The sequence below is a fragment of the Wolbachia endosymbiont (group A) of Andrena hattorfiana genome (genome assembly GCF_947179565.1).
In the GTDB taxonomy this organism is placed as follows: Bacteria; Pseudomonadota; Alphaproteobacteria; order Rickettsiales; family Anaplasmataceae; genus Wolbachia.
In genome coordinates this window covers 458307-479695 of the sequence record NZ_CAMXBT010000002.1, presented here as the reverse complement: position 1 = coordinate 479695, position 21389 = coordinate 458307, and the positions used below count along the sequence as shown (strand labels likewise).

17 protein-coding genes, 1 tRNA gene, 1 rRNA gene and 2 pseudogenes are annotated in these 21389 nt (G+C 35.1%); 4 read left to right on the top strand and 17 right to left on the bottom strand.

All coding sequences use genetic code 11. From position 1 onward, the window contains the following. The 4 genes and pseudogenes from OM966_RS04125 to OM966_RS04110 form a co-directional block, all read left to right on the top strand. Window positions 1-1488 (top strand): UbiD family decarboxylase, encoded by a 1488-nt coding sequence (locus OM966_RS04125; protein WP_264328917.1) that lies wholly within the window; start codon window positions 1-3, stop codon window positions 1486-1488. 43 nt (window positions 1489-1531) lie between these two features. Further along, the gene (locus OM966_RS04120) at window positions 1532-2062 is read left to right on the top strand and encodes a phospholipase D family nuclease (RefSeq protein ID WP_264328916.1); all 531 of its coding nucleotides are present in this window, start codon (window positions 1532-1534) and stop codon (window positions 2060-2062) included. Between the two features lie 109 nt (window positions 2063-2171). Further along, the gene (locus tag OM966_RS04115; RefSeq protein ID WP_264328915.1) at window positions 2172-2714 is read left to right on the top strand and encodes a hypothetical protein; all 543 of its coding nucleotides are present in this window, start codon (window positions 2172-2174) and stop codon (window positions 2712-2714) included. Window positions 2715-2856: 142 nt separating this feature from the next. Then, window positions 2857-3184 (top strand): annotated as a pseudogene (locus tag OM966_RS04110) (transposase family protein); the annotation flags it as partial. A gap of 33 nt (window positions 3185-3217) precedes the next feature. On the opposite strand, the gene rnc reads toward OM966_RS04110, so the two are convergent. From rnc to OM966_RS04025, 17 genes and pseudogenes are all read right to left on the bottom strand, one after another. Beyond that, on the bottom strand, window positions 3218-3916 hold the full coding sequence (rnc, locus tag OM966_RS04105) for a ribonuclease III (protein WP_264328914.1): 699 nt from the start codon (window positions 3914-3916) through the stop codon (window positions 3218-3220). Window positions 3917-4006: 90 nt separating this feature from the next. Further along, the gene (locus tag OM966_RS04100) at window positions 4007-5074 is read right to left on the bottom strand and encodes a quinone-dependent dihydroorotate dehydrogenase (protein WP_264328913.1); all 1068 of its coding nucleotides are present in this window, start codon (window positions 5072-5074) and stop codon (window positions 4007-4009) included. 138 nt (window positions 5075-5212) lie between these two features. After that, window positions 5213-5284: transfer RNA gene (locus OM966_RS04095), tRNA-Cys, on the bottom strand. Window positions 5285-5289: 5 nt separating this feature from the next. Next, window positions 5290-6186, bottom strand: coding sequence for a class I fructose-bisphosphate aldolase (locus OM966_RS04090; protein WP_264329045.1), 897 nt, complete (start codon window positions 6184-6186; stop codon window positions 5290-5292). Between the two features lie 64 nt (window positions 6187-6250). Continuing rightward, window positions 6251-8557 carry an AAA family ATPase gene (locus tag OM966_RS04085; protein WP_264328912.1) on the bottom strand — a complete coding sequence of 769 codons (2307 nt, stop codon included), beginning with the start codon at window positions 8555-8557 and terminating at the stop codon, window positions 6251-6253. A 204-nt stretch (window positions 8558-8761) separates the two neighbouring features. Then, on the bottom strand, window positions 8762-9988 hold the full coding sequence (locus OM966_RS04080; protein WP_264328911.1) for a DEAD/DEAH box helicase: 1227 nt from the start codon (window positions 9986-9988) through the stop codon (window positions 8762-8764). A 35-nt stretch (window positions 9989-10023) separates the two neighbouring features. Next, a complete protein-coding gene (locus OM966_RS04075) occupies window positions 10024-10275 on the bottom strand; it encodes a cold-shock protein (RefSeq protein ID WP_064124857.1) in 252 nt (83 codons plus the stop codon). Between the two features lie 174 nt (window positions 10276-10449). Further along, window positions 10450-11784, bottom strand: coding sequence for a TldD/PmbA family protein (locus OM966_RS04070; protein WP_264328910.1), 1335 nt, complete (start codon window positions 11782-11784; stop codon window positions 10450-10452). Window positions 11785-11802: 18 nt separating this feature from the next. Continuing rightward, window positions 11803-12675 carry an ATP synthase F1 subunit gamma gene (atpG, locus tag OM966_RS04065; protein ID WP_264328909.1) on the bottom strand — a complete coding sequence of 291 codons (873 nt, stop codon included), beginning with the start codon at window positions 12673-12675 and terminating at the stop codon, window positions 11803-11805. A 209-nt stretch (window positions 12676-12884) separates the two neighbouring features. After that, window positions 12885-14105, bottom strand: coding sequence for a heme biosynthesis protein HemY (locus OM966_RS04060; protein WP_264328908.1), 1221 nt, complete (start codon window positions 14103-14105; stop codon window positions 12885-12887). Next, window positions 14102-14833, bottom strand: a complete 732-nt coding sequence (locus OM966_RS04055; protein WP_264328907.1) for a hypothetical protein — start codon at window positions 14831-14833, stop codon at window positions 14102-14104. Before OM966_RS04055 ends, OM966_RS04060 begins: the two co-directional genes overlap by 4 nt. Beyond that, complete coding sequence (locus tag OM966_RS04050; RefSeq protein WP_264328906.1) at window positions 14826-16055, bottom strand: lipoprotein-releasing ABC transporter permease subunit; 1230 nt, start codon at window positions 16053-16055, stop codon at window positions 14826-14828. Before OM966_RS04050 ends, OM966_RS04055 begins: the two co-directional genes overlap by 8 nt. A 119-nt stretch (window positions 16056-16174) precedes the next feature. Beyond that, a pseudogene (locus OM966_RS04045) lies at window positions 16175-17462 on the bottom strand (sugar phosphate nucleotidyltransferase). Between the two features lie 116 nt (window positions 17463-17578). Then, window positions 17579-18841, bottom strand: a complete 1263-nt coding sequence (locus OM966_RS04040) for a hypothetical protein (RefSeq protein WP_264328905.1) — start codon at window positions 18839-18841, stop codon at window positions 17579-17581. 76 nt (window positions 18842-18917) lie between these two features. Beyond that, entirely contained in the window at window positions 18918-19274 is a 357-nt protein-coding gene (gene sdhD, locus OM966_RS04035) for a succinate dehydrogenase, hydrophobic membrane anchor protein (RefSeq protein ID WP_253309857.1), read from the bottom strand. Then, on the bottom strand, window positions 19271-19648 hold the full coding sequence (gene sdhC, locus OM966_RS04030) for a succinate dehydrogenase, cytochrome b556 subunit (RefSeq protein WP_264328904.1): 378 nt from the start codon (window positions 19646-19648) through the stop codon (window positions 19271-19273). The genes sdhD and sdhC overlap by 4 nt, the downstream gene beginning before the upstream one ends. Window positions 19649-19748: 100 nt before the next feature. Next, window positions 19749-21252, bottom strand: a 16S ribosomal RNA gene (locus OM966_RS04025). Between the last annotated feature and the right edge of the window lie 137 nt (window positions 21253-21389).

Genomic DNA, 21389 nt, shown 5'->3' with positions numbered 1-21389 from the left:
ATGTACAACAACTTACGCGACTTCATTAAAGCCTTAGAAGAAAAAAAAGATCTGATTAGGATTAAGGAGGAAGTTTCAACAGTTCTTGAAATGACAGAAATTCACCGTAGGGTTTTGTCAAACAAAGGGCCAGCTATAATTTTTGAGAATGTTGTTAAAGAGAATGGTAAAAGCTCGATCCCTGTTTTGGTGAATTTATTTGGTACTATTAAGAGGATTGCATTGGGGTTGAACATAAACCCTGGTGAACTAAGAGATCTTGGTAAACTTTTAGCATCTTTGCGATCACCTGAGCCACCAAAAAACTTCAAAGATGCCGTGAAAATGTTTCCTTTACTAAAAGTTGTATTGTCGATGCGAAGTAAAGTTGTGAGCAAGGCTCCATGTCAAGAAGTGGTGCTAACTGGGAATGAGGTAGATCTTAGTTTTCTACCTATTCAAACATGCTGGCCAAATGAACCTGCACCACTTATCACCTGGCCGATTGTGGTGACAAAAGGCCCAACGGAAGACAAGCAAGATAATTTCAATCTTGGAATATATCGTATGCAGGTTATAGATAAAAAAACGACTCTAATGCGCTGGCTTGCACATCGTGGTGGTGCAGGTCACCACAAACGATGGAAAGAGAAGGAACAAAATATGAAATTTCCTGCTGCTGCTGTGATCGGTAGTGATCCTGCAACAATTATTGCTGCGGTAACTCCAGTGCCAGAAACATTGTCAGAATACCAATTTGCTGGGTTGCTGCGCAAAAAACCGCTTGAGCTTGTAAATTGTAAGACTATTCCGCTTCAAGTGCCAGCTCATGCAGAGATTGTTCTGGAAGGCTATGTAAGTTTGGATAGATATCAAGATGAAGGGCCATACGGAGATCACACCGGCTACTATAATTCTGTTGAGCAATTTCCAGAATTTAATATTACTGCAATTACTATGCGCAAAAATCCAATTTATCTCAGCACTTTCACTGGCAAGCCACCTGATGAACCATCAATTCTTGGTGAAGCGCTCAACGAAATCTTTGTGCCCATTCTTATCAATCAATTTCCAGAGATAGTGGATTTTTATCTACCACCAGAAGGTTGTTCATATAGAATAGCGGTGATATCGATAAAAAAGTCTTATCCAGGGCAGGCAAAAAGAATTGTTATGGGCATACTTTCCTTTCTAAAGCAATTTTTATACACGAAGTTTATTATCGTTGTTGATGATGATATAAATGTACGTGATTGGAAGGAAGTGATGTGGGCAATATCAACGAGAATGGACCCTGTGCGTGACACAATCACAATAGAGAACGCACCTATTGATTATTTAGATTTTGCTTCCCCTGAAAGTGGCCTGGGAGGTAAGATGGGATTTGATGCGACAAACAAAATTCCACCTGAAACCAAACGAGAATGGGGAAAGAAAATTAAAATGAGTGAGGAAATAGTAAGAAAAGTCACGGAGAAGTGGAAGGAATATGGATTGACAGGTGATTAAATTATGATGTAGCCTATCGCCGTATATCCGGGGGTGGGTTGTTATGAGGCTTTTTCACTTTTTATTCTTATTAATGTGTTTTTCTCTGTATTACTATGCGGGTTTTATATTTTCGCCCTGCCCAAAAGCTACGGTTTGCTTTTCACCTGGAGAAGATTGTGCTGTACCGATAATCAGCGTAATAGATCAGTCTAAAAAATCTATCTTAGTTCAAGAATATACATTTACTCTTGGAACAGTTGCAAAATCTTTGATTAATGCTAAAGAACGCGGTGTTGATGTTAAAGTCATCTTAGATAAATCGCAACTCTACTCAAAATATAGTGTTATAAATGAATTATTTTCAGGTGGAGTACCAATTTGGATCGATGATAAGCCAAAGATTGCTCATAATAAGATAATGATTGTTAACAATCAAAAAGTCATCACAGGGTCATTTAACCTTAGTAAGACAGCTAAAAAAGGAAATGCTGAAAATTTATTAATTATTACAGATTATCCTGAATTGATTCAGCAGTATGTGAAAAACTGGGAGGCACGAATGTCACAATCTTATAAATACGCTCCCAACTAATCGAGAGCGCTTGCTTAAAATCGGTTTTAAAAACAGCAAGGGAGAGCTTTTTTGATTGATTGGCATAATGATTATGATATAATGAATTAAAAGTTTAAGGAATAAAGTAATGGATTATATAAATGATGCTGCCGGTAGCTACACTGCCATTCATGATTTTTTTCAAAACAACGGTGTTGGAGATTACAAAGTTCAATGCAGTTATGGTGGGGTGTCGTATGCTACTGATGAGTACGTGCATTCTGGCGATAAATTTTGGAGTAATAATTTCATAGACTCACATTTTGGCAGGGAAATAAAAATGTATCCTCAAAGTGAACTTTTAGCTAAAGAATATGCTGGAAATACGTTGCCAGTTTCAATACCACTAGATAAGGATTTAATAAAAATGAAGGAATATCAGAAAAAAACGAAATTTGTGGAACTAGAAAGGGAGTCAGGTGATTTAGTGTATGATAAGCAAAAGCATGTAAAGTGTTACACAACAAAGCTATCATATGATGATGTACATATTTACAATAACGATAAAGTTTCAACATTTAGCATAAAATACGACGTGCCAAATGATCCGAAATACAGTTTAAATATAACATTTACAAAGGTTAATGATAATAAACCAGGATTTTGGCAAAAATTTAAAAACATGCTTTAACGTGACCATTCACTAGACTTCTTTCAAAATTGTTAGAGGGAGTGTAAGATCAAGTATTTGAAAGCATGAAATATAAGGAAATAGAAAAGTTAGAAGGAGAAAAGTTTTGACGTTTAACAGGGGTAAAAAAAGCAACATTTGAGCGAATGGTAGAAAACATGATTTTCGGATGTTTAGAAAATCAAAGGTAGCAGTATTGCCACAAACTAAAATCTTAGCTGATGCCGGCTACAGGGAAATGCAGAAGATACACAAAAATGTTGTATTACCGCACAGGAAAACGAAAAAGAATCCGTTAAGCAAAGAACAAAAAAAAGAAAACAGAACACTTATGATCCAAAGGGCAATAGTTGAAAACGTAATTGAAAAGGTTTAAAATCATTTCCGATAGACATAGAAACCGACGAAAACGTTTTGGTTTAAGATTTAATTTGATTGCTGCTATCCACAATTTTGAGCTCCTTATATGAATTTTGAAAGAAGTCTATTAATGCCTATTTTGCCTAAACTGAAGCGTCTTTTCCAATTTTTTCTAGCATCAACTCAGCAGCTTTTTGTTCAGCAATCTTTTTACTAGAAGCACATGCAGAAACTTTACCATAATCTTCTATGCAAACTGATATAGTAAATTCAGGATTGTGTGCTGGTCCAGTTTGTTTTACAAGCTCATACTCTGGTAAAGGCAATTTGTTTTTCTGAGTCCACTCTTGCAGTGAGGTTTTAGGATCTTGAGGGGGGTCAAGCATGCTTTTAGCTAGCTTTTCCCAATATTGGGTAATAAATTTTTCAACATTTTTAAGTCCGCCATCAATATAAATTGCACCTATTAGTGCTTCAAGCGAGTTTTCTAAATTTTTTAGATTACATCTCCCTCCATTGCAGCGTTTACTATTATTCATGATGATAAAGCTGCCTAATTTTATTTCTTTAGCAACATTAGCAATGGTGTTGCCACAAACTAAATCCGTTTTTCTTTTTGCCAATGCTCCTTCTTTTTCTTCAGGAAATAGTTTAAACAGTATGGCAGATACGACCATATTCAAAACACTATCGCCCAAAAACTCTAGTCTTTCGTAGCTTACAATCTGGTTTTTGCTATTCCTTTTATTTACGCTTGGGTGAGTTAGTGCCTCTTCTAATATTGCACAATTTGTAAATTTATAATCAATGATCTTAGATATTGCATCATTCAAACTCTTCATACCCATTATTTAAAAGAAAAGCACTTTCTACCACCTTTATACCAGAGAATTAGTTTTATTTTATTAAAATAATACCACCAACTTCCAAAATTAATGTATACAACCCACCACCTCACTAATGTTACTAAATCCATCTCTCCTTATTAGTTCTGCAAGTTCTAGATTAATTTTGTTTACAACTTGAGGTCCGTGGTATATGAGAGCAGTGTACAATTGCACCAAAGAGGCTCCTGCCTTTATTTTTTTATATGCATCAGCACCACTTGAGATTCCTCCGCACCCTATCAATAATATTTTGCCCTTAGTAAATTTGTACATATCGCCCAATAACTCGGTTGAAAGTTTGAACAGTGGTTTGCCACTCAATCCGCCACTTTCGTTGTGGTGGGAATGCAGATTATCTCTACTTACCGTAGTGTTGCTTACTGTTAATCCGTCAATCTTATATTCCAACGCAAGCTCAGCGATATTTTCTTTCGTTTGCTGATCTATATCTGGTGAGATTTTTAATATTATTGCGGAATTATCAATTGATTTCCGGGTTAGAGTTATGGATTTCAACAATTTCGATAATTCTTGCTTATTGTGCAGATTGCGTAAATTAGGCGTGTTTGGAGACGAGATGTTCAGCACTATATAATTGCTTTTTCCATATACCATCTTTATTAAATCAACATAATCACTAATTTGGTCTTTCGATGCACTATTTTTTCCTATATTTATGCCAAAAATGCAGTCATCAAGCTTGGTTTCATCTATTTGTTTAAGAAAATAGTCTATTCCTTTATTGTTAAATCCCAATCTGTTAATTACCCCTTGATCTTTAATTAACCGAAAAATTCTTGGTTTTTTGTTTCCATATTGTGGATTACGAGTTACAGTACCAGTTTCAATAAACCCAAAACCAAATGAAAGCATAGGTCTTATAATTTCTGCATTTTTGTCAAAACCTGCAGCCAGGCCCACGGGGCTTCTGAGCTTATTACCAAAAAAATTCACACTCAAAGATTCTGGTAGCTCTATAGGATTCTTATAAGGTATTTTCTTTAATGCCATAATTGCCAAAGAGTGAGCAACTTCAGGTGACAGTAAAAACAATAAATTACGTAATATCATTTTGTAAAACACTTTGCTTATTTTTAGTTTATTTTTTACCATGCAACACTATAAGAGTATAACCATAACTTGAAAAGAAATTGATTTTACTTATGAATAATGGATAAGCTTTCTCTATAGGTTACACACTTAAAGCTACTGTTGAATTGAGTAACTTTTACAAGATATAGAAAATGAAAGAGGCCGGGACCGGAATTGAACCGGTATAAAAGGATTTGCAGTCCTCCGCATAAGCCATTCTGCCACCCAGCCATTTTTTATGTGTAGATATCCATTATATCTTTTAGCATAGATAAAGCTTCCTCCCTTTTGCGTTGAAAAGTGTTACGTCCAATGATTGAACCATTACCACCACCCTGCTTAATTTCTTTCGCTTCATTGCATATGTCATTCACTGATTTCGATTCGCCACCAGAAAAAACTACTATTCTTTTCCCTGCAAAACAAGATCTTTTAACATATTCAATTCTTTTAGATAATGATTCAATATTTTCTGTTTCTATTTTCTCCCTTTCCAAATATTTAGTTGGAAGTTTTACTTTGATTATATTAGCGCCAAGTAAAGCTGCTATGTGCGCAGCATAGGCAATAACATCAACTGCTGTTTCACCTTCTTTGGAAATTCCTTCACCACGTGGATAAGACCATAGCACTACTGCAAGCCCATAAGATTTGGCTTCAGCTACGATTTCACGGGCTTCTTCCATCATATCAAAACACTTAGCAGAACCAGGATATATAGTAAATCCAACAGCCAAGCAGCCCAAACGCAGTGCATCTTTCACAGAAGAGGTTATTGCTTGATCAGAAGTCAGATTTTTTGAATGTAAGGAGTTGGAACTATTAAGTTTCAAAATAAGTGGGAGCATTCCAGCATAAGTTGAAGCACCAGCTTCAATCATACCAAGTGGAGCAGCATATGCACTTACTCCCGAATCAACTGCAAGCTGAAAATGATAATGCGGGTCATAAGCATCAGGGTTAACTTCAAAGCTTTTTATTGGCCCGTGCTCAAATCCTTGATCTACTGGCAGAATCACTAACTTGCCAGTACCGCCAAGCTTTCCATGCATGAGAATACGAGTAAGATTTGCTTTTACCCCGGGGTTTTCACTTTCGTAGTAGCTTAGGACTTGTTTTACTTTATCACTTATCACTATAATTCAAATTAAATTTAAGTTATAAATTGTAACAAAGATGAAGTTCAATACAAGGATTTTAAACTATATCAAAAGCAATTTTATTTTCTACTTTATTCATATAGATTCTTAATTTCTTTCCTTTTGTTAATTTATGATTCAGTATTTCTTCCGCTAAGTAACTTTTTATCTCTTTTTCAATAAGTCTCTCTATCGGACGTGCTCCCATTTCCTTACTATAACCCATTTGTACAAGATAAGATTTCACTTCATCCTCTACCAAGCAGTTTATGCCTTTTTGCGTCAGCTGCTTTTTCAGTTCTAGGACAAATTTATCCACAATATGCAAAATCACATCCGTACTTAAGTCAGAAAAAGAAATAATTGCATCAAGACGATTACGAAATTCAGGGCTAAAAACCTGTTCTATTGCTTTTTTGCTATCACCAATGTTAAAATTTTTATGCCCAAAGCCAACAAAACTTTTGCTGCGTTCAGCTGCTCCTGCATTAGTTGTCATAATTAAAATTATATTGGAAAAGTTAACTTTACGTCCGTAAGTGTCTGTAACACAACCATAATCCATAATTTGTAGCAATATATTATAGATATCGCTATGGGCCTTTTCAATTTCATCAAGCAGCACAACACTATATTGATTGTTAGATACAGACTCTGTGAGTAATCCACCCTGATCATAACCTACATATCCAGGAGGAGAACCAATCATCCTTGATATCGTATGAGATTCAATATATTCGGACATATCAAAGCGTATAAGATTCATGCCCATGCTTTCTGCTAATTGTTTTGCTAGCTCGGTTTTACCAACACCGGTTGGCCCTGCAAAAAGATAATTTACTAAAGGCTTATTGTAATTTCTCAACCCAGATTTAGCAATTTTAATAGAATTAACAAGAGATTCTATTGCCTGCTCTTGGCCAAAAATCACCTTTTCTAGATTAGCTTTTAAAGACTTTACTTTCTGCAAATCATCAGATTCAGATCCGCAAGGCACATTTGTAATTCTAGTAATGGTATTCTTAATATCTCTACTATTTACAATTTTACCCCTGTTTCTTAGAAATTTACAATATGCCCCTGCCTCATCAATAACATCAACCGCTTTATCAGGTAATATTCGCCCAGTAATATACTTATGCGAAAGTTCAGCCGCAGACCTAATGGCATTCTTTGTATAATATACTCCATGATACCCTTCATAGTAGTACTTTATGCCATCTAGTATCTTTATCGTTTCATTAACAGAAGATTCTTTAACATTAATTTTTTGAAACCTTCTCGCTAGTGCTTTATCTTTTTCAAAACTAGTGCTGTATTCTCTATATGTAGTTGCACCTATACAACGTAGTGTACCTCTTGCAAGCGCAGGTTTGAGTAGGTTACCTGCATCAAGAAAGCTACCACTTGTAGAACCTGCTCCAATGATAGTGTGTATTTCGTCAATAAAAAGGATAGCACCTGGTTTTACCTCAATCGCTTTTATTATAGATTTTATTCTCTCTTCAAAATCACCTCTGTAGCGTGTCCCTGCAAGGAGTGATCCTAGATCCAAAGCATAAATTATACTGGACCTGAGCGCACTCGGAACACTGCCTTCAATGATCTTGAGTACCAAACCCTCAACTATTGTTGTTTTGCCAACACCTGGGTCTCCAACATATAAAGGGTTGTTTTTTCTACGCCTCAATAATATTTCTATAGTGCGATTTAATTCATAATCACGACCAATAACATAATCTATTTTTTTGCTTCTTGCATAGTCATTTAAATTTTTACAATAACTTTGTAGAATTTCCTCATCTTTTAGTAGCTCACCTTTATTTACTGTAGTAGGAGCGTCATTATTTTTATCAAGTTTTACTTTATGATTGGTGGTGTATTCATCTATATCGTTAGAGTATTTCATATTAGATATATGGTAAATCAAATTGGAATCTTTCGCACTTTGTTTCTGCAATAGATCTTCAACGTATAAATCTTGCCCAGACAAAATTTCTACTAGAACACTTGCTCCATTTATTTCTTTTTTCCCCAAGCTATGAGCCCGTATTATTGCTTTGTGTATTATGCATTGAAACATTGAGCTAGGTTTAACTCCACTGATAATCAATTCAGAACTGCTTTGTAAAAACCCTTTTATATTATTATTATAATCATTAGCCTTAATATTGTATCTTGATAGAATGTTATCCATATTGATGATTTCATCGGCTCTGATATTACATCTTGATAAAATGTAATTTACATCTACGTCTTTAGTTAATGCCAGCAATAAATGTTCTACTTTCGCATATTTTAGATTAAAATTAGAAGCAATGAGTAGCGCTCTATTCAAACTTGCCTCTAAGTTTTTGGAAATCATCTCCTATTCTCTTTAAAAGTGGGAACTCATATATAATGAATAGCACACAATTATTAAAAAAATTGAAATCCAGCAGTTCGCTGTAGCCAATTTGAATCCCCACTCTGGATCTACATCATAGCACCGCGATATCTCAACATAGATTCCGCTAATGAGTAGCGGAATGACGAGTTTTACGCTTATCAAGTTGTAGGTAAATCCTATTTAATACGCTTTTTCTAGTACTCTGCTTTTCTTCTTAAATGCATTGATCTTTTTTCTACCGTATTTAGTCTTTAACGTACTTAGCCTTTTAAAGACCTTTTTGCTATTACGTTTTTTAAATTGCACATTACAATCAAAATTTGGCTCTCCTTCTTTGTCTGCCAATGCAGGCAGTCTTCTCTTATCTTGAGGTGTAACAAAAGATAGCGCATGCCCTTCAGCTCCAGCACGTGCAGTTCTGCCTACACGATGAATATAGTCAGCTTGCGATTGTGGTGCATCATAATTGATAACATGTTGAATGTGGGGAATATCAAGGCCGCGAGAAGCAACATCTGTTGCAACCATGATTTGATTGCGGCCACGACGAAAAGAATTAATGACCCTTTCGCGCTTGTGCTGCCTTAAATCACCATGAATTGCTAAAGCGCTATAGTCATCTTTGTGCAATCTGCTAGCTAGCTGATCCGCTCCTTGCTTTGTTTTGACAAAGATAATGATTGATCCTTCGCGCTGACATAGTTGTGTAACAAGCTTTTCATATTTTTCTGATTCTGATGCATAAACAATCTCTTGCTTAATTTTTACAGAAGTTGTAGTCTCACAATCAACAGAAATACGTTCTGGTCGATTAAGGTACTTCTCAGTAAGTTTAACTATATCACTAGGAAGAGTTGCAGAAAACATAAGAGTCTGCCGTATTTTTGGCAGATATTTCATGATCCCTTCAATTTGAACTCCAAAGCCCATATCAAACATACGATCCGTTTCATCAAGCACAAGAACGCTAACATTGCGAGTAATCAAAGTTTTACGCTCAATATGGTCTATAATACGACCAGGAGTACCTATTACAATTTGTGGTTTTTTCTGAAGCTGATTTAGCTGCCTAAAAATAGGCTCACCACCAATCAATAAAGCGGCCCTTAGTGCAGAATTTTGAAATAAGAGTTTTCTTATCTCATTTGTTACCTGATGCGCAAGCTCCCTGGTTGGCACGATGACTAAAGCTGAACCAGTGTTAGGCTCATTCAGCAACTTAGCAACCAACGGAATAGCAAATGCCAAAGTTTTTCCAGTTCCCGTTTGAGCAGACCCAAGAATATCTTTACCTTGTAGCGCTAAGGGAATTGCTTGTATTTGAATCGGAGTTGGGACGAAAAGATTATTTTTATCTAGAGCTTGTGTAAGCGAAGCTGGGAGACCCATCTCATAAAAATTATTCACAATACGTTAACCCTATTAAAAGACTTCATAATAGATTAATCTTCCAATCTTAAATTTATTGCAGATTTTTTATCTTCTCCGTTTCTACCGCGCTCCTCTTTAACCTCATAACTCACCCTTTCTCCTTTTATCCCCTTCTCTTTATTCTCTCCTTTAAGTGTCTCAGGCCTTATTCCTGAACGTTCCAACGTGCTAATATGTACAAAAACGTCACCCCCTTTACCTTCTGGCTTGATGAAACCATAGCCTTTTTCGGCATTAAACCATTTTACATTACCAAATTCCATTTAAACAACTCCTAAATTATTAATTAACATTACTAATGTGATGAAAAACCTTGAAATTACGATTGAGAATGCTTTAAGCTTAGCTATTGAAACTAAACCTTTATACTCCATAGTCTATTCTTAACATTACATGACAATAATACACAATTGTTATACTTAATGCAAATAAATTTTTTAATCGTTAAGCGAACCTGCAACCGTCATTTCGCTAACTTTAATCGTTGGTGAATTAAATTGCCCACAAAAAGTTAGATCATCTGCAACGACTAAATTGCTAAACATATCCTTCAAATTGCTAGCAATAGTAATCTCATGTATTGGATACGTTATTTTTCCATTTTCTATAAAAAATCCGGAAGCGCCTTGGCTGTAATCGCCATTGATTAAATTAACACCAAAGCCAAATAAATCAGTTACATATATTCCCTCTTTCACTTCCTGAATTAATTCTTCAAACGATACATTACCATTCTCAATGTAGAGGTTACTAGCTGCAGGAATAACTGCAGCATTACTTGCACGAGTTGCACTTCCGGTTGTTTCTGAGTCTAATTTTCTAGCCGAGTATAAGTCTAAAATCCAATTTTGTAATATTCCGTTTTTTACAAATATATTTTTCTTGCTAGTTATCCCTTCTCCATCAAATGGTCTCGATGCTATGCCTCTTGGCAATAATGGATCATCGATAATATTAATTCTATCGTTGAAAATCTGAGCGTTTAAACTACCCCTCAAGAAAGAACTGTTGCTTATAATACTGCTCCCATTTATAGCAGAAGCAAAACTTTTTACTAGCCCTTTTGCTGCTCTTTTTTCAAAAATAACTGGAAATTTACCAGTTTTAATTGTACGTGAATTCAATTGATCAGCTGCTCTTTTTGCTGCTTCTTTTCCCATTAACTCTGGCAACTTTAAATCACTAAAATTACATGCTATATCATAATCGTAACCAACCTTCATTTCACTTTCTCTTCCAGCAACAACAGAGACCTGATTAGCAAAGGTTGATTTACTAAACGAGCCAATAAAACCAGAAACAGTCGATAATACTGTATTCACTAAAGCGTATGAAGAAGAGGCTCCTTCAGAATTAGTGATACTCTTATGTGCAAGGGCTGAATTTTCTGCAGCTTCAGCAATTTCTTTTAGGTTATCAACGGTTACAACATTATTATCTGAGATACTTAAATCTGCAGAAGAGATATAATTACTACCATTTACAGCAAAATTAATGCAAGGATCTTCTGGCGCATTCTTTGCCATTTCTACCACTTGGCTTACCGTATCACTAAGATTATTCAAATCGTTTGTAGAAATATACGCAGCTTTGTTTTTACCTGCTATAGCTCTGATTCCTACAGTGCAATTTTGAGATTGTGATATTTGCTCAATTTTTGATAGACGCTGAGAAACTGAAGTCTTATTAGTTTCATATATTGTAACTTCCGCATCTTGATTCTGCTTTTTTATTAATTTAGTGATATCTGCTGCAATATTTAATATATTCATTTTCTATTCCTTAGATTTTTATAAAGACTCTGCACCACCTATAACTTCAATTAAATCAGTTGTAATTGCTGCTTGACGAGAACGATTATAAAGCAATGCTAGTTTGTTCAGCATCTCCTTAGTGTTTCTGTTTGCTGATTCCATAGCAACCATCCTAGCACTATTCTCACTTGTTGCACTTTCAAGCAAAGCAGAGTAAAGAGCAATTACAACGTAATCTTGAACCAAAGATTTTAAAATAAATTCAATATTTTGTGGTTCATACTCATAGCCGTAATCTGTTGTTGGACCAGCCAGAGAGTTGTCAATCAAGGATGAGTCTTCACTCCATGGTTTTATTGTTTCCAACATTGGTTTTTGCGTGAAGGTATTATAGAATTTACTATAAAAAACTTTAACTTTATCGTATTTATTTAAATCTATACCATCAACCAAAGCTTCTACGTGCTTTAACGTGATCCCCTTACTATTTTCAATTTTTAAGATACTTTTAGAGTCAAATCTATTTTTACCTACATCAAAAGCTTTTTTACCAAGAAATACAATATCTACTTTTTTGCCGTTTGCGATTGACTTATTTACACGCTCTTGACTAAATTTGACAATAGAAGAGTTAAAGTTGCCGCACAAGCCACGATCAGACGCAACAATGAATACTAGGTAAGAACCGTCATTACTGATATTTAGAATTTTTGCCAGTAATTTTTGATCAACTGATAGCATTAATGAAGAAATAATGCTATGCAGCTTAGATATATATAATTTTGAATTTGATAATTTCTTTTGGCTTTGTAATAACTTTGCTGCAGAAACCATTTGCATTATTTTCGTGGTTTTCTGTACAGACCTAATATTCTTAATTCTTAAGGATAATTCCTTTAAGCTCTTCATTTTGTATACAACCCTGATTTATTAAAATATATAATTGTTAGTGTCTAAAAGCAAGTTTTTTTGACATTAGAACCAAGTCTAACTAAAAAACTTGCAGGTTTATTATTTTGAAATAAGGGTTATATTAAGAGATCTACTCCAAAAATTGTTCAATAGAGGTCTTTGATGGTAATTTTCCATATATTATTATCATCACACTTTGTGGAACCTTATAATATATAATAAACGCAATTAAAACTATTGCAATTTGAACATTTATGATCCCATTGCTTTAGTTCTCTGTTACAATTTTTACACTTCCAGCCCGGATCAGGCAAAGCTTCTGAGCCCATCTTGTTTAGTAGGTGGATTGCTTCGTCGTATTCTTGCAATGCAACTTTGAGCTGTACCATGATAAGGTAGATTGACATGTAATTAGCTTTTTTCATAGCAGTGTCTAAATATTGATTTGCAAGATCATATTTACCTGAACTCATTGAGGACAAAGCAAGTAAACAGTAACTAAAATAATAATCAGGGCGTAAGTTGTATAGTCTTTCAGCACCTTTACTATTTAAATTGATGTACATTTTAGCTGACTGAGGAGTAGGATTTACTGCATATTCTTCCTCTAGCACTGCAGAAGCTTTTCTGATTTTTCCAAGTTTAATATATAATTCTGCCTTTAAATAATTAATGGGCCGAAAAGTTGCATAATAACTTTGTGCTCTGAGTAAAGACTTTATAGCCCCTTTAAAATCCCCTTTACTTTCATATTGTTTTGCCAAAGCACAATAAAAAACTGCAAACATTTCTTTATGGTCAAAGGGAAGAAAAACATTGAACTTAACTGCTTCCCTCAACTTCAAAATTGCATTAATCCAATCTTCTTTCAATATGCAATGCTCTATTTGAAAGGGAATAGATAGCATTTTATCATTAATTGAACTAGAGCAATATTCTATAAATTTTTGAAAGACTACTTTTTCTTGTTTGAGGTGAACAATCAGCTTATTGGCTAGAAGTAGAGCTAAGTTACGATTTTTATTTGCAATATTTGTTAAACCGTTACTGAAAAAGCTGTAATTTCCCGTCTTACCTGAGTTAAAGAGCTTTATTAAAGATAACCTATTGCTCTTCTCATTTAGACTTTTAACTATCTTTTGGGCATTCTCTATATTGTTTAAGTCTATGCTAAAGAAAGCTTCAAAGAGAAGCAATTCTTCCCTATCCCTTCTTCTATTTCTTATGTTGGCAAATGTTGATAAAATGGAGGAAAAAAAGCGTACAAGTGTAATTAATAAAAATAATAAAACTACACAAGTAAAAATAATGAAATATAGATCAATACTTATAGTGTAATTGCCTAATTCCAATTTTATTACTTCACCACTTACCTTGACCCATATGCCAAATAAAAACGAAAGAGCGAAAATTATAAAATAAATCATGAGATATATTGTAATAAGTGATGATATATTGTTGAAATATTCTTAGAAGCTACAATAAAACCATTCAATTTATTCAGCCATGGCTTGAATTCTGAATGCGTTAAATTGCTTACTGTAACAGTTATATTTTGCCAATCATTATCGTTTATTGACTCCTCAATTTCTGCGAATTTTGCCCTTAATGGGTCATTTTTATCTTGTATTCTAATCCAGTTTGAAATGATTTTTTTAGACAATGTACTTTTATTGTAGTTAATAACAGCAATGGTCTTCTCAAAAGATAACTTCAACTCACGTAAAGTATCTACCTCTTTCAAACTTTCCAATTCATTTACTGCATTTTCTATCTCTGGATCATCAAGCTCTGATATCAAAGGCTTTATTGAATTTATATGATTATCAAATTTTGCTTCTCGCAATAACGAATTCTTCATTTTAACTACAAGTAGCAGCAATCTTGCGAGGTTCTTATACCTTGAGCTACCATCACTTTGCTCACATTGAGTGTGCAGACCTCTCTTTAAGTCAAATATCTTTTTTTCTACCCTGGATTGATTAACTTCAAGTGACATTCTGAATTCATCTATTTTTTCCGTTAAAACATTTATATTGTCTTCGCTTTCTTGCTGACTTATTTTTAAAAAGATTATGTTATTTATTGTGATGTAACCGGTAAATAACAATACAATTAAGAACCAACCTATGTACTTTTGCTGAGTATCATTCATAACGTAGTATCTCCGCAGGATCTTGTGCAGCTGCCTGCAATGCAGGAGCAATTGTCGCTAAAAATGATAAGAGTAACGCAAGTGCAGAAATACTTACTACATCTTGAGGGACTAATATCACCGGTAAACTTGAAAAAAAGTATATCATAGGATCAAACAGCTTGACGTTAGTAATGTTTTCTAAAAACACTCTAATACTTTCGACATTGAGAGAAAAAATGACACCTATAATACAGCCAAGACAAGTTCCCGTAAAACCGATTAATAGACCACAAGCGGAAAATATGCGCATAATGCTTCCACTTGTTGCACCAAATGTACGCATAATTGCAATCGCGGATTTCTTTTCTTGCACTATCATCATTAAATTTGAGATAATATTAAACGCTGCTACAACTATAATCAAAGTAAGAATTAAAAACATCACATTTCTTTCAGTTTTTAAAGCACTAAAATAATGGCTTTGCTGTGATTGCCAACTTTCAGCTTTCATTCCTATTTCTTTTTCTATAGCATCTGCCAGCTTACCAGCTCTAGTAACGTCGTCTACAAGTACTTCTATATTTTTTATGCTATTTTCATAATTAAAAAAGGCTTGTGCTGATTTTAGAGGCATATATATCAAGGTATTATCATACTCAAACATACCCATATCAAATATTGCTATAACTTTATATTTTTTCATTTGCGGCATTTCACCAAGTAATGCATCAAATTCTTCAGATGATATAAACGTAATTTTGTCGCCATAGTCAACGTTCAAAGCTTCTGCCAATCGTGCTCCTATTATTATCCCTTCATCAAATTTTTTTACATTACCTATAATTACATTATTTGTAATGGTAGTACTATCAAGCAAATCTTTAGTTGACACACCTCGCACTACGCTACCTGCAATTTTACCATTTGCTACAATAATAACTTGATCATTGGTCATAGGAGTAGCTTTTAATATACCAGTAATTTTCTCAATAGATTTCGAAACTGTGCAGTAATCTGAATTTATGTTCCTATCAAAATAAACATTAATATGGCCATCAATGCCAAGTATTGAGTCAAGCAACTTTGCTCTGAATCCGTTCATCACAGACATCACCACTATTAGTGTTGCAACTCCAAGGGCAATGCCGATAATAGAGAACAAAGTCGTTATAGAGCAAAACCTGGCATTTTTCGCTCGCAAATAGCAAGCAGCCATAGTAATTTCAAAGGCAATGGACATTACATTGAGATCATATTCTCGAAACTTCTATAATTGTAGACTTTTCTTTACTTGAAAACTAGAGATTTTTGCTTCCTTAAATTTAGCAGACTTATAGAGTATCTTTAACATTAGGAATTTCAAAATCTTCCATATACATCATCCAACCTCACTATATCATTATCAGATAAATGCTCTCCTATCTGAAATTCAACTATTTCAAGTGGAGAGCTTGTGCTTCTATTTTCAATCCTATGGGAAACTTCCCTTGGGATTTCTATCATATGGTCTTTTACTATAGCATATTCTTTGTCGCCTAAACTAACATACCCAACTCCCGATAGTACTATATGGTATTCATCTCTATAGTGATGGAATTGCTTAGAAGTGCAGCTTAATGGATTTATAAAAAGATATTTTATAAGAAAATTTTCGCTCATTAAAATTATACTATAAAATCCCCATGGCTTGATTTCTCTTCTTATAGCTTTTGCTTTCTTAACCTTATTAATAAACGATATTAGGCTTTTGTTTGGTTGCTTATAAGCTCCACCCAATAAATTTTTATTACTTTCTGTCGTTGAAACTGGCTCTCTTTTTTTTGTTACATGTCGGAATGACGACGTAAACTTCTCACTCAATTCTAAAACTGAATTCCAAGTTCCAACATCCAGCCAATCGAAATTAGCTTCTATCATTGCAACGTTTTTTGCTTTTTCCATTACCAAGTAATCAATAGAGACGCCTTCAATTCCTGCAAAATCTCGTTGTTTTAAATACAGAAGTCTCTCTTGCGATGTGAAATGTTTCACACTTGCAAAACATAAATTATAAAGAGTCGGGGCAGATTTTTTGATCTCATCTATGTAGCGCTTTGCTTTAAATACAAATATGCCATAGTTCCAGTAATGATCGTTGCTTAACTTACGCTCGGGTTTTTCTGTAAAATCTTTCACTATATGACATTTTTCTTTCTGATCATAAACTGCATTTATATAGCCGTATTCAGAATTGAATTCATGAGGCTTAACTCCAAACGTAACTATAGAGTTAGTTTCAGAAGCTAGCTGAGATGCTTTGTGAGCAGAAGCATAAAAATTATTCAAATCACCTATAAAATGGTCTGAAGGCAGAATTAACATTGTCTCGTTTTCATTGCAGAGAAGTGCAGCAACTAATATCGCCGCTGCTGTTCCAATTTTCACTGGTTCGAAAACCACTTTATATTCCTGTAATGCATGTAATTCCTCCATCACTAACGACTCATACTGTATATTTGTGGTGATTATGGGCGGCATATAACTACTTTTTAGTCTCAACAAAGTGTTGTGAAACATAGTATTATGACTAAATATTTTCTGAAATTGCTTTGGCTTAGATAAAGGCCAAAGTCTGCTGCCACTACCACCATAGTATTACAGGGCGCATATAGTTAAGAAAATTAATTAAATAATTAATATCTTATGCTAAGAGTAAAATGCATGCAAGTTTTTGTTGTGGAATAGTTAAGATAGAGAGTAGATATTCAGCAGAGTAATGGCTAACTAGCGAGAAGATGATCGAATTCTTTCATCTTGCAATGAACTCCGTCTGCTTAGTACTTCATTAACATGAGGAGTATCACTCACTTTTTCAACATCTGCTTTTTTAGACGCAGCTATTTTCTCATTACTTTTGTTTTGCAACTTTTCCTTCTTTAAGCTTTTTCCAATATCTGGTTCTCTAGATTTATCTATACTTTCACTACTTTTATTTGACGGCTTCTCTAAGTCTTTTTCAATACCTGGCCTTCTAGCGTTAAGCTCATCCCATGTGCCCACTATACTAAGTGGCTTATGATCCTTTTGCCCTGGCTTTAGCCTTTCTCCACCTTTAATAACATTAAAGTCACTTTTTGCTTCTTCCCAACATCCTTTCAATTGGTGTTTCCACATAGTGAAGTAAGCATCACCATACTTCTTCTTATCTGCTACAAATAATAAAATTGGAGCCTTAAGTATGGTAGCTCCCATATTCACTAAATTTTTTACTGCCATTGCAGGGGTGAACAAAAGATAGCCAAAAGACTTTACAATTGGGTTTTGTTCGCTTATTAAATACTCCACTAACTTTATAGGAAGAGAGGTCAACAATTTAGTACAAACTTTAGCCAAGCTTGTAGCAAAAACGATAGGAACAGATATAAGACTTTTATCTAACTCTAGATTACCATCCTGATCTCTAATTTCTGAAAAATGGGTGCTTAGCTTCTTGTAATCACTAGCGTATAGTAATTTTCCATTTCTTCCTTTTTCATCTCTATCTTTCTCATCAACTTCTCCCGTGTCATCATTGATGAAGCAACCTTTTTTAGCAAGAAAAGAAGAATTAGTTAACCTAAGTAACTTAGTATCAACCTCAAAGACCGGCAAGTGTTTTTCAAGATCTATTTTTGAAAACTTAAATGGCTTATAAAATTTACTATAATCATTAACCTTACGCCTACCTTTACTAACTAAAAAGTCAATAGTAAAGTAAGATTTTTTATCAATGTCCTTAACCAAGGCTAGATCAAATTTGTATTCATTATATATAAGCTGGTACTCTGGATTTCCGTCTTTATCTTTTACAAGCTTGCCATTTTTTTTTACAACTCTCCCAGAATCTACAATCTGATCATAATTTTTTGGATATTGACACTTTCGTCCATCCTCATATATCATTACCTTTCTAAGGTCTTTGACATAAACTTGAGACTCAGATGAACTAAATAGATCCTTCACCTTTAGCGTAAGGTCTATTCCCCACTTTTTCAATGTCTCTAACATATTGCTAAACCAAAATCGCTATAGTTCAATGATAAAACTAGTACACTAATAATATATTAACACAGAATTGGCAATTTTACAAGAAAATATGCCTGTAGAAGACAAAGATTGTAAAAGCGAGGGTTATATAAGTAATGCTTGATAAGTACTTTATGCATGTAATTGTGAAAATCCTTAGAGATACGCTGTGTATATAATCTTCACACACTACCTGCATTCCAAGAACTGCGTGCCAAAAAATGCAAAACAACAATACAACAAAAAATAAAAGCTCTAGAGGGTGATTAATAAATTTTTCACTAAAAGACAAAGAGCTATCAGTATAAAATGCGCAAGAAAATGAATAGATAAACCAAGGAAACAGGAGCAGTAAAATTACCGCAGAAACACGCTGGACCCACCAATGATGTACTGAATTTCCAGATTGACTCATATAAACATAAATAAAAAAGCAATAGTAGAAAGAAGTAGCATTACTGCCAGCAGTACAGCACCCCTTGAAACGCCAGTAATTTCTAAATTAAGCCCAACATCCCACAATAAATGACGAATACCATTAAGAAAATGATATACAAAACTTATAAAACATAAGACATAAGCTAATTTAGCAACAGGAGTGAATAATAATGCATTTAAGTACCTTATTATAAGTAACTCAGGAAAGTAAACATGTAATATGAAATACCAAGAAAGTATCATTAATAAAAGGAATAGCAAGATACCAGTCAATCTGTGCATAATAGAGAAAAAACTAGTAACTTGTACTTTATATATTTGTAAATGTAGAGAAAGAGGCCTATCACTCATAAAATTCCGTTATTGGGAAATTAAAATAAAGTAGAAGTAAAGACAGCAGTATAGCACATAATAACACCATCATTAAAAATGGTAAGTTATGCGCAAAGCCCAAGGAGGTAATCCAGCTGCAGATTCCCCTACTGCTACCTTGTTACGACTTCACCCCAGTCACCGATCCCACTTTAAATAACTCCCTCCTTGCGGTTAGGTCGTTAGCTTCGAGTGAAACCAATTCCCATGGCGTGACGGGCAGTGTGTACAAGACCCGAGAACGTATTCACCGTGGCATGCTGATCCACGATTACTAGCGATTCCAACTTCATGTACTCGAGTTGCAGAGTACAATCCGAACTGAGATGGCTTTTAAGGGATTAGCTTAGCCTCGCGACTTTGCAGCCCATTGTAGCCACCATTGTAGCACGTGTGTAGCCCACTCCATAAGGGCCATGATGACTTGACATCATCCCCACCTTCCTCCAGTTTATCACTGGCAGTTTCCTTAAAGTCCCCAGCATTACCTGATGGTAACTAAGGATGAGGGTTGCGCTCGTTGCGGGACTTAACCCAACATCTCACGACACGAGCTGACGACAGCCATGCAACACCTGTGTGAAATCCGGCCGAACCGACCCTTTCCCTTCGGATAGGTATAATTTCCATGTCAAGGAGTGGTAAGGTTTTTCGCGTTGCATCGAATTAAACCACATGCTCCACCGCTTGTGCGGGTCCCCGTCAATTCCTTTGAGTTTTAATCTTGCGACCGTAGTCCCCAGGCGGAATGTTTAACGCGTTAGCTGTAATACAGAAAGTAAACTTCCCATATTTAACATTCATCGTTTACAGCGTGGACTACCAGGGTATCTAATCCTGTTTGCTCCCCACGCCTTCGCGCCTCAGCGTCAGATTTGGACCAGATAGACGCCTTCGCCACTGGTGTTCCTCCTAATATTTACGAATTTCACCTCTACACTAGGAATTCCTCTATCCTCTTTCAATCTCTAGGTTAGCAGTTTTAAAAGCAGTTCCAAGGTTAAGCCTCGGGATTTCACTTTTAACTTACTAACCAGCCTACGCGCCCTTTACGCCCAATAATTCCGAATAACGCTAGCCCTCTCCGTATTACCGCGGCTGCTGGCACGGAGTTAGCCAGGACTTCTTCTGTGAGTACTGTCATTATCTTCCTCACTAAAAGAGCTTTACAACCCAAAGGCCTTCTTCACTCATGCGGCATGGCTGGATCAGGCTTTCGCCCATTGTCCAATATTCCCCACTGCTGCCTCCCGTAGGAGTCTGGACCGTATCTCAGTTCCAGTGTGGCTGATCATCCTCTCAGATCAGCTATAGATCATTGCCTTGGTAGGCTATTACTCCACCAACTAGCTAATCTAATATAGGCTCATCTAATAGCAATAAATTTTTCCCCCGTAGGGCGTATACGGTATTAGTTGCCGTTTCCAACAATTATTCCGTACTACTAGGTAGATTCCTATACATTACTCACCCGTCTGCCACTAAGTTGTACCATAGCAAGCTACAATATAACTCCGTTCGACTTGCATGTGTTAGGCCTGCCGCCAGCGTTCATTCTGAGCCAGGATCAAACTCTCAAATTTAGACTTCAACCTATAAAAGGTTGAGGGTACATCGGATAAATCCGACAAAAAATAATTTAGCTTAATACTGCTGTCTTTATTTCTACTTTAGAAATATTTTAATCTCCAACTATTCAAACAACTTTGAGAATATTATT

Coding starts and splice junctions, on each gene's coding strand:
- OM966_RS04125 (WP_264328917.1), top strand. CDS start 1: ATGTACAACAACTTACGCGACTTCATTAAAGCCTTAGAAGAAAAAAAA.
- OM966_RS04120 (WP_264328916.1), top strand. CDS start 1,532: ATGAGGCTTTTTCACTTTTTATTCTTATTAATGTGTTTTTCTCTGTAT.
- OM966_RS04115 (WP_264328915.1), top strand. CDS start 2,172: ATGGATTATATAAATGATGCTGCCGGTAGCTACACTGCCATTCATGAT.
- rnc (WP_264328914.1), bottom strand. CDS start 3,916: ATGAAGAGTTTGAATGATGCAATATCTAAGATCATTGATTATAAATTT.
- OM966_RS04100 (WP_264328913.1), bottom strand. CDS start 5,074: ATGGTAAAAAATAAACTAAAAATAAGCAAAGTGTTTTACAAAATGATA.
- OM966_RS04085 (WP_264328912.1), bottom strand. CDS start 8,557: ATGATTTCCAAAAACTTAGAGGCAAGTTTGAATAGAGCGCTACTCATT.
- OM966_RS04075 (WP_064124857.1), bottom strand. CDS start 10,275: ATGGAATTTGGTAATGTAAAATGGTTTAATGCCGAAAAAGGCTATGGT.
- OM966_RS04070 (WP_264328910.1), bottom strand. CDS start 11,784: ATGAATATATTAAATATTGCAGCAGATATCACTAAATTAATAAAAAAG.
- atpG (WP_264328909.1), bottom strand. CDS start 12,675: ATGAAGAGCTTAAAGGAATTATCCTTAAGAATTAAGAATATTAGGTCT.
- OM966_RS04060 (WP_264328908.1), bottom strand. CDS start 14,105: ATGATTTATTTTATAATTTTCGCTCTTTCGTTTTTATTTGGCATATGG.
- OM966_RS04055 (WP_264328907.1), bottom strand. CDS start 14,833: ATGAATGATACTCAGCAAAAGTACATAGGTTGGTTCTTAATTGTATTG.
- OM966_RS04050 (WP_264328906.1), bottom strand. CDS start 16,055: ATGTCCATTGCCTTTGAAATTACTATGGCTGCTTGCTATTTGCGAGCG.
- OM966_RS04040 (WP_264328905.1), bottom strand. CDS start 18,841: ATGTTAGAGACATTGAAAAAGTGGGGAATAGACCTTACGCTAAAGGTG.
- sdhD (WP_253309857.1), bottom strand. CDS start 19,274: ATGAGTCAATCTGGAAATTCAGTACATCATTGGTGGGTCCAGCGTGTT.
- sdhC (WP_264328904.1), bottom strand. CDS start 19,648: ATGAGTGATAGGCCTCTTTCTCTACATTTACAAATATATAAAGTACAA.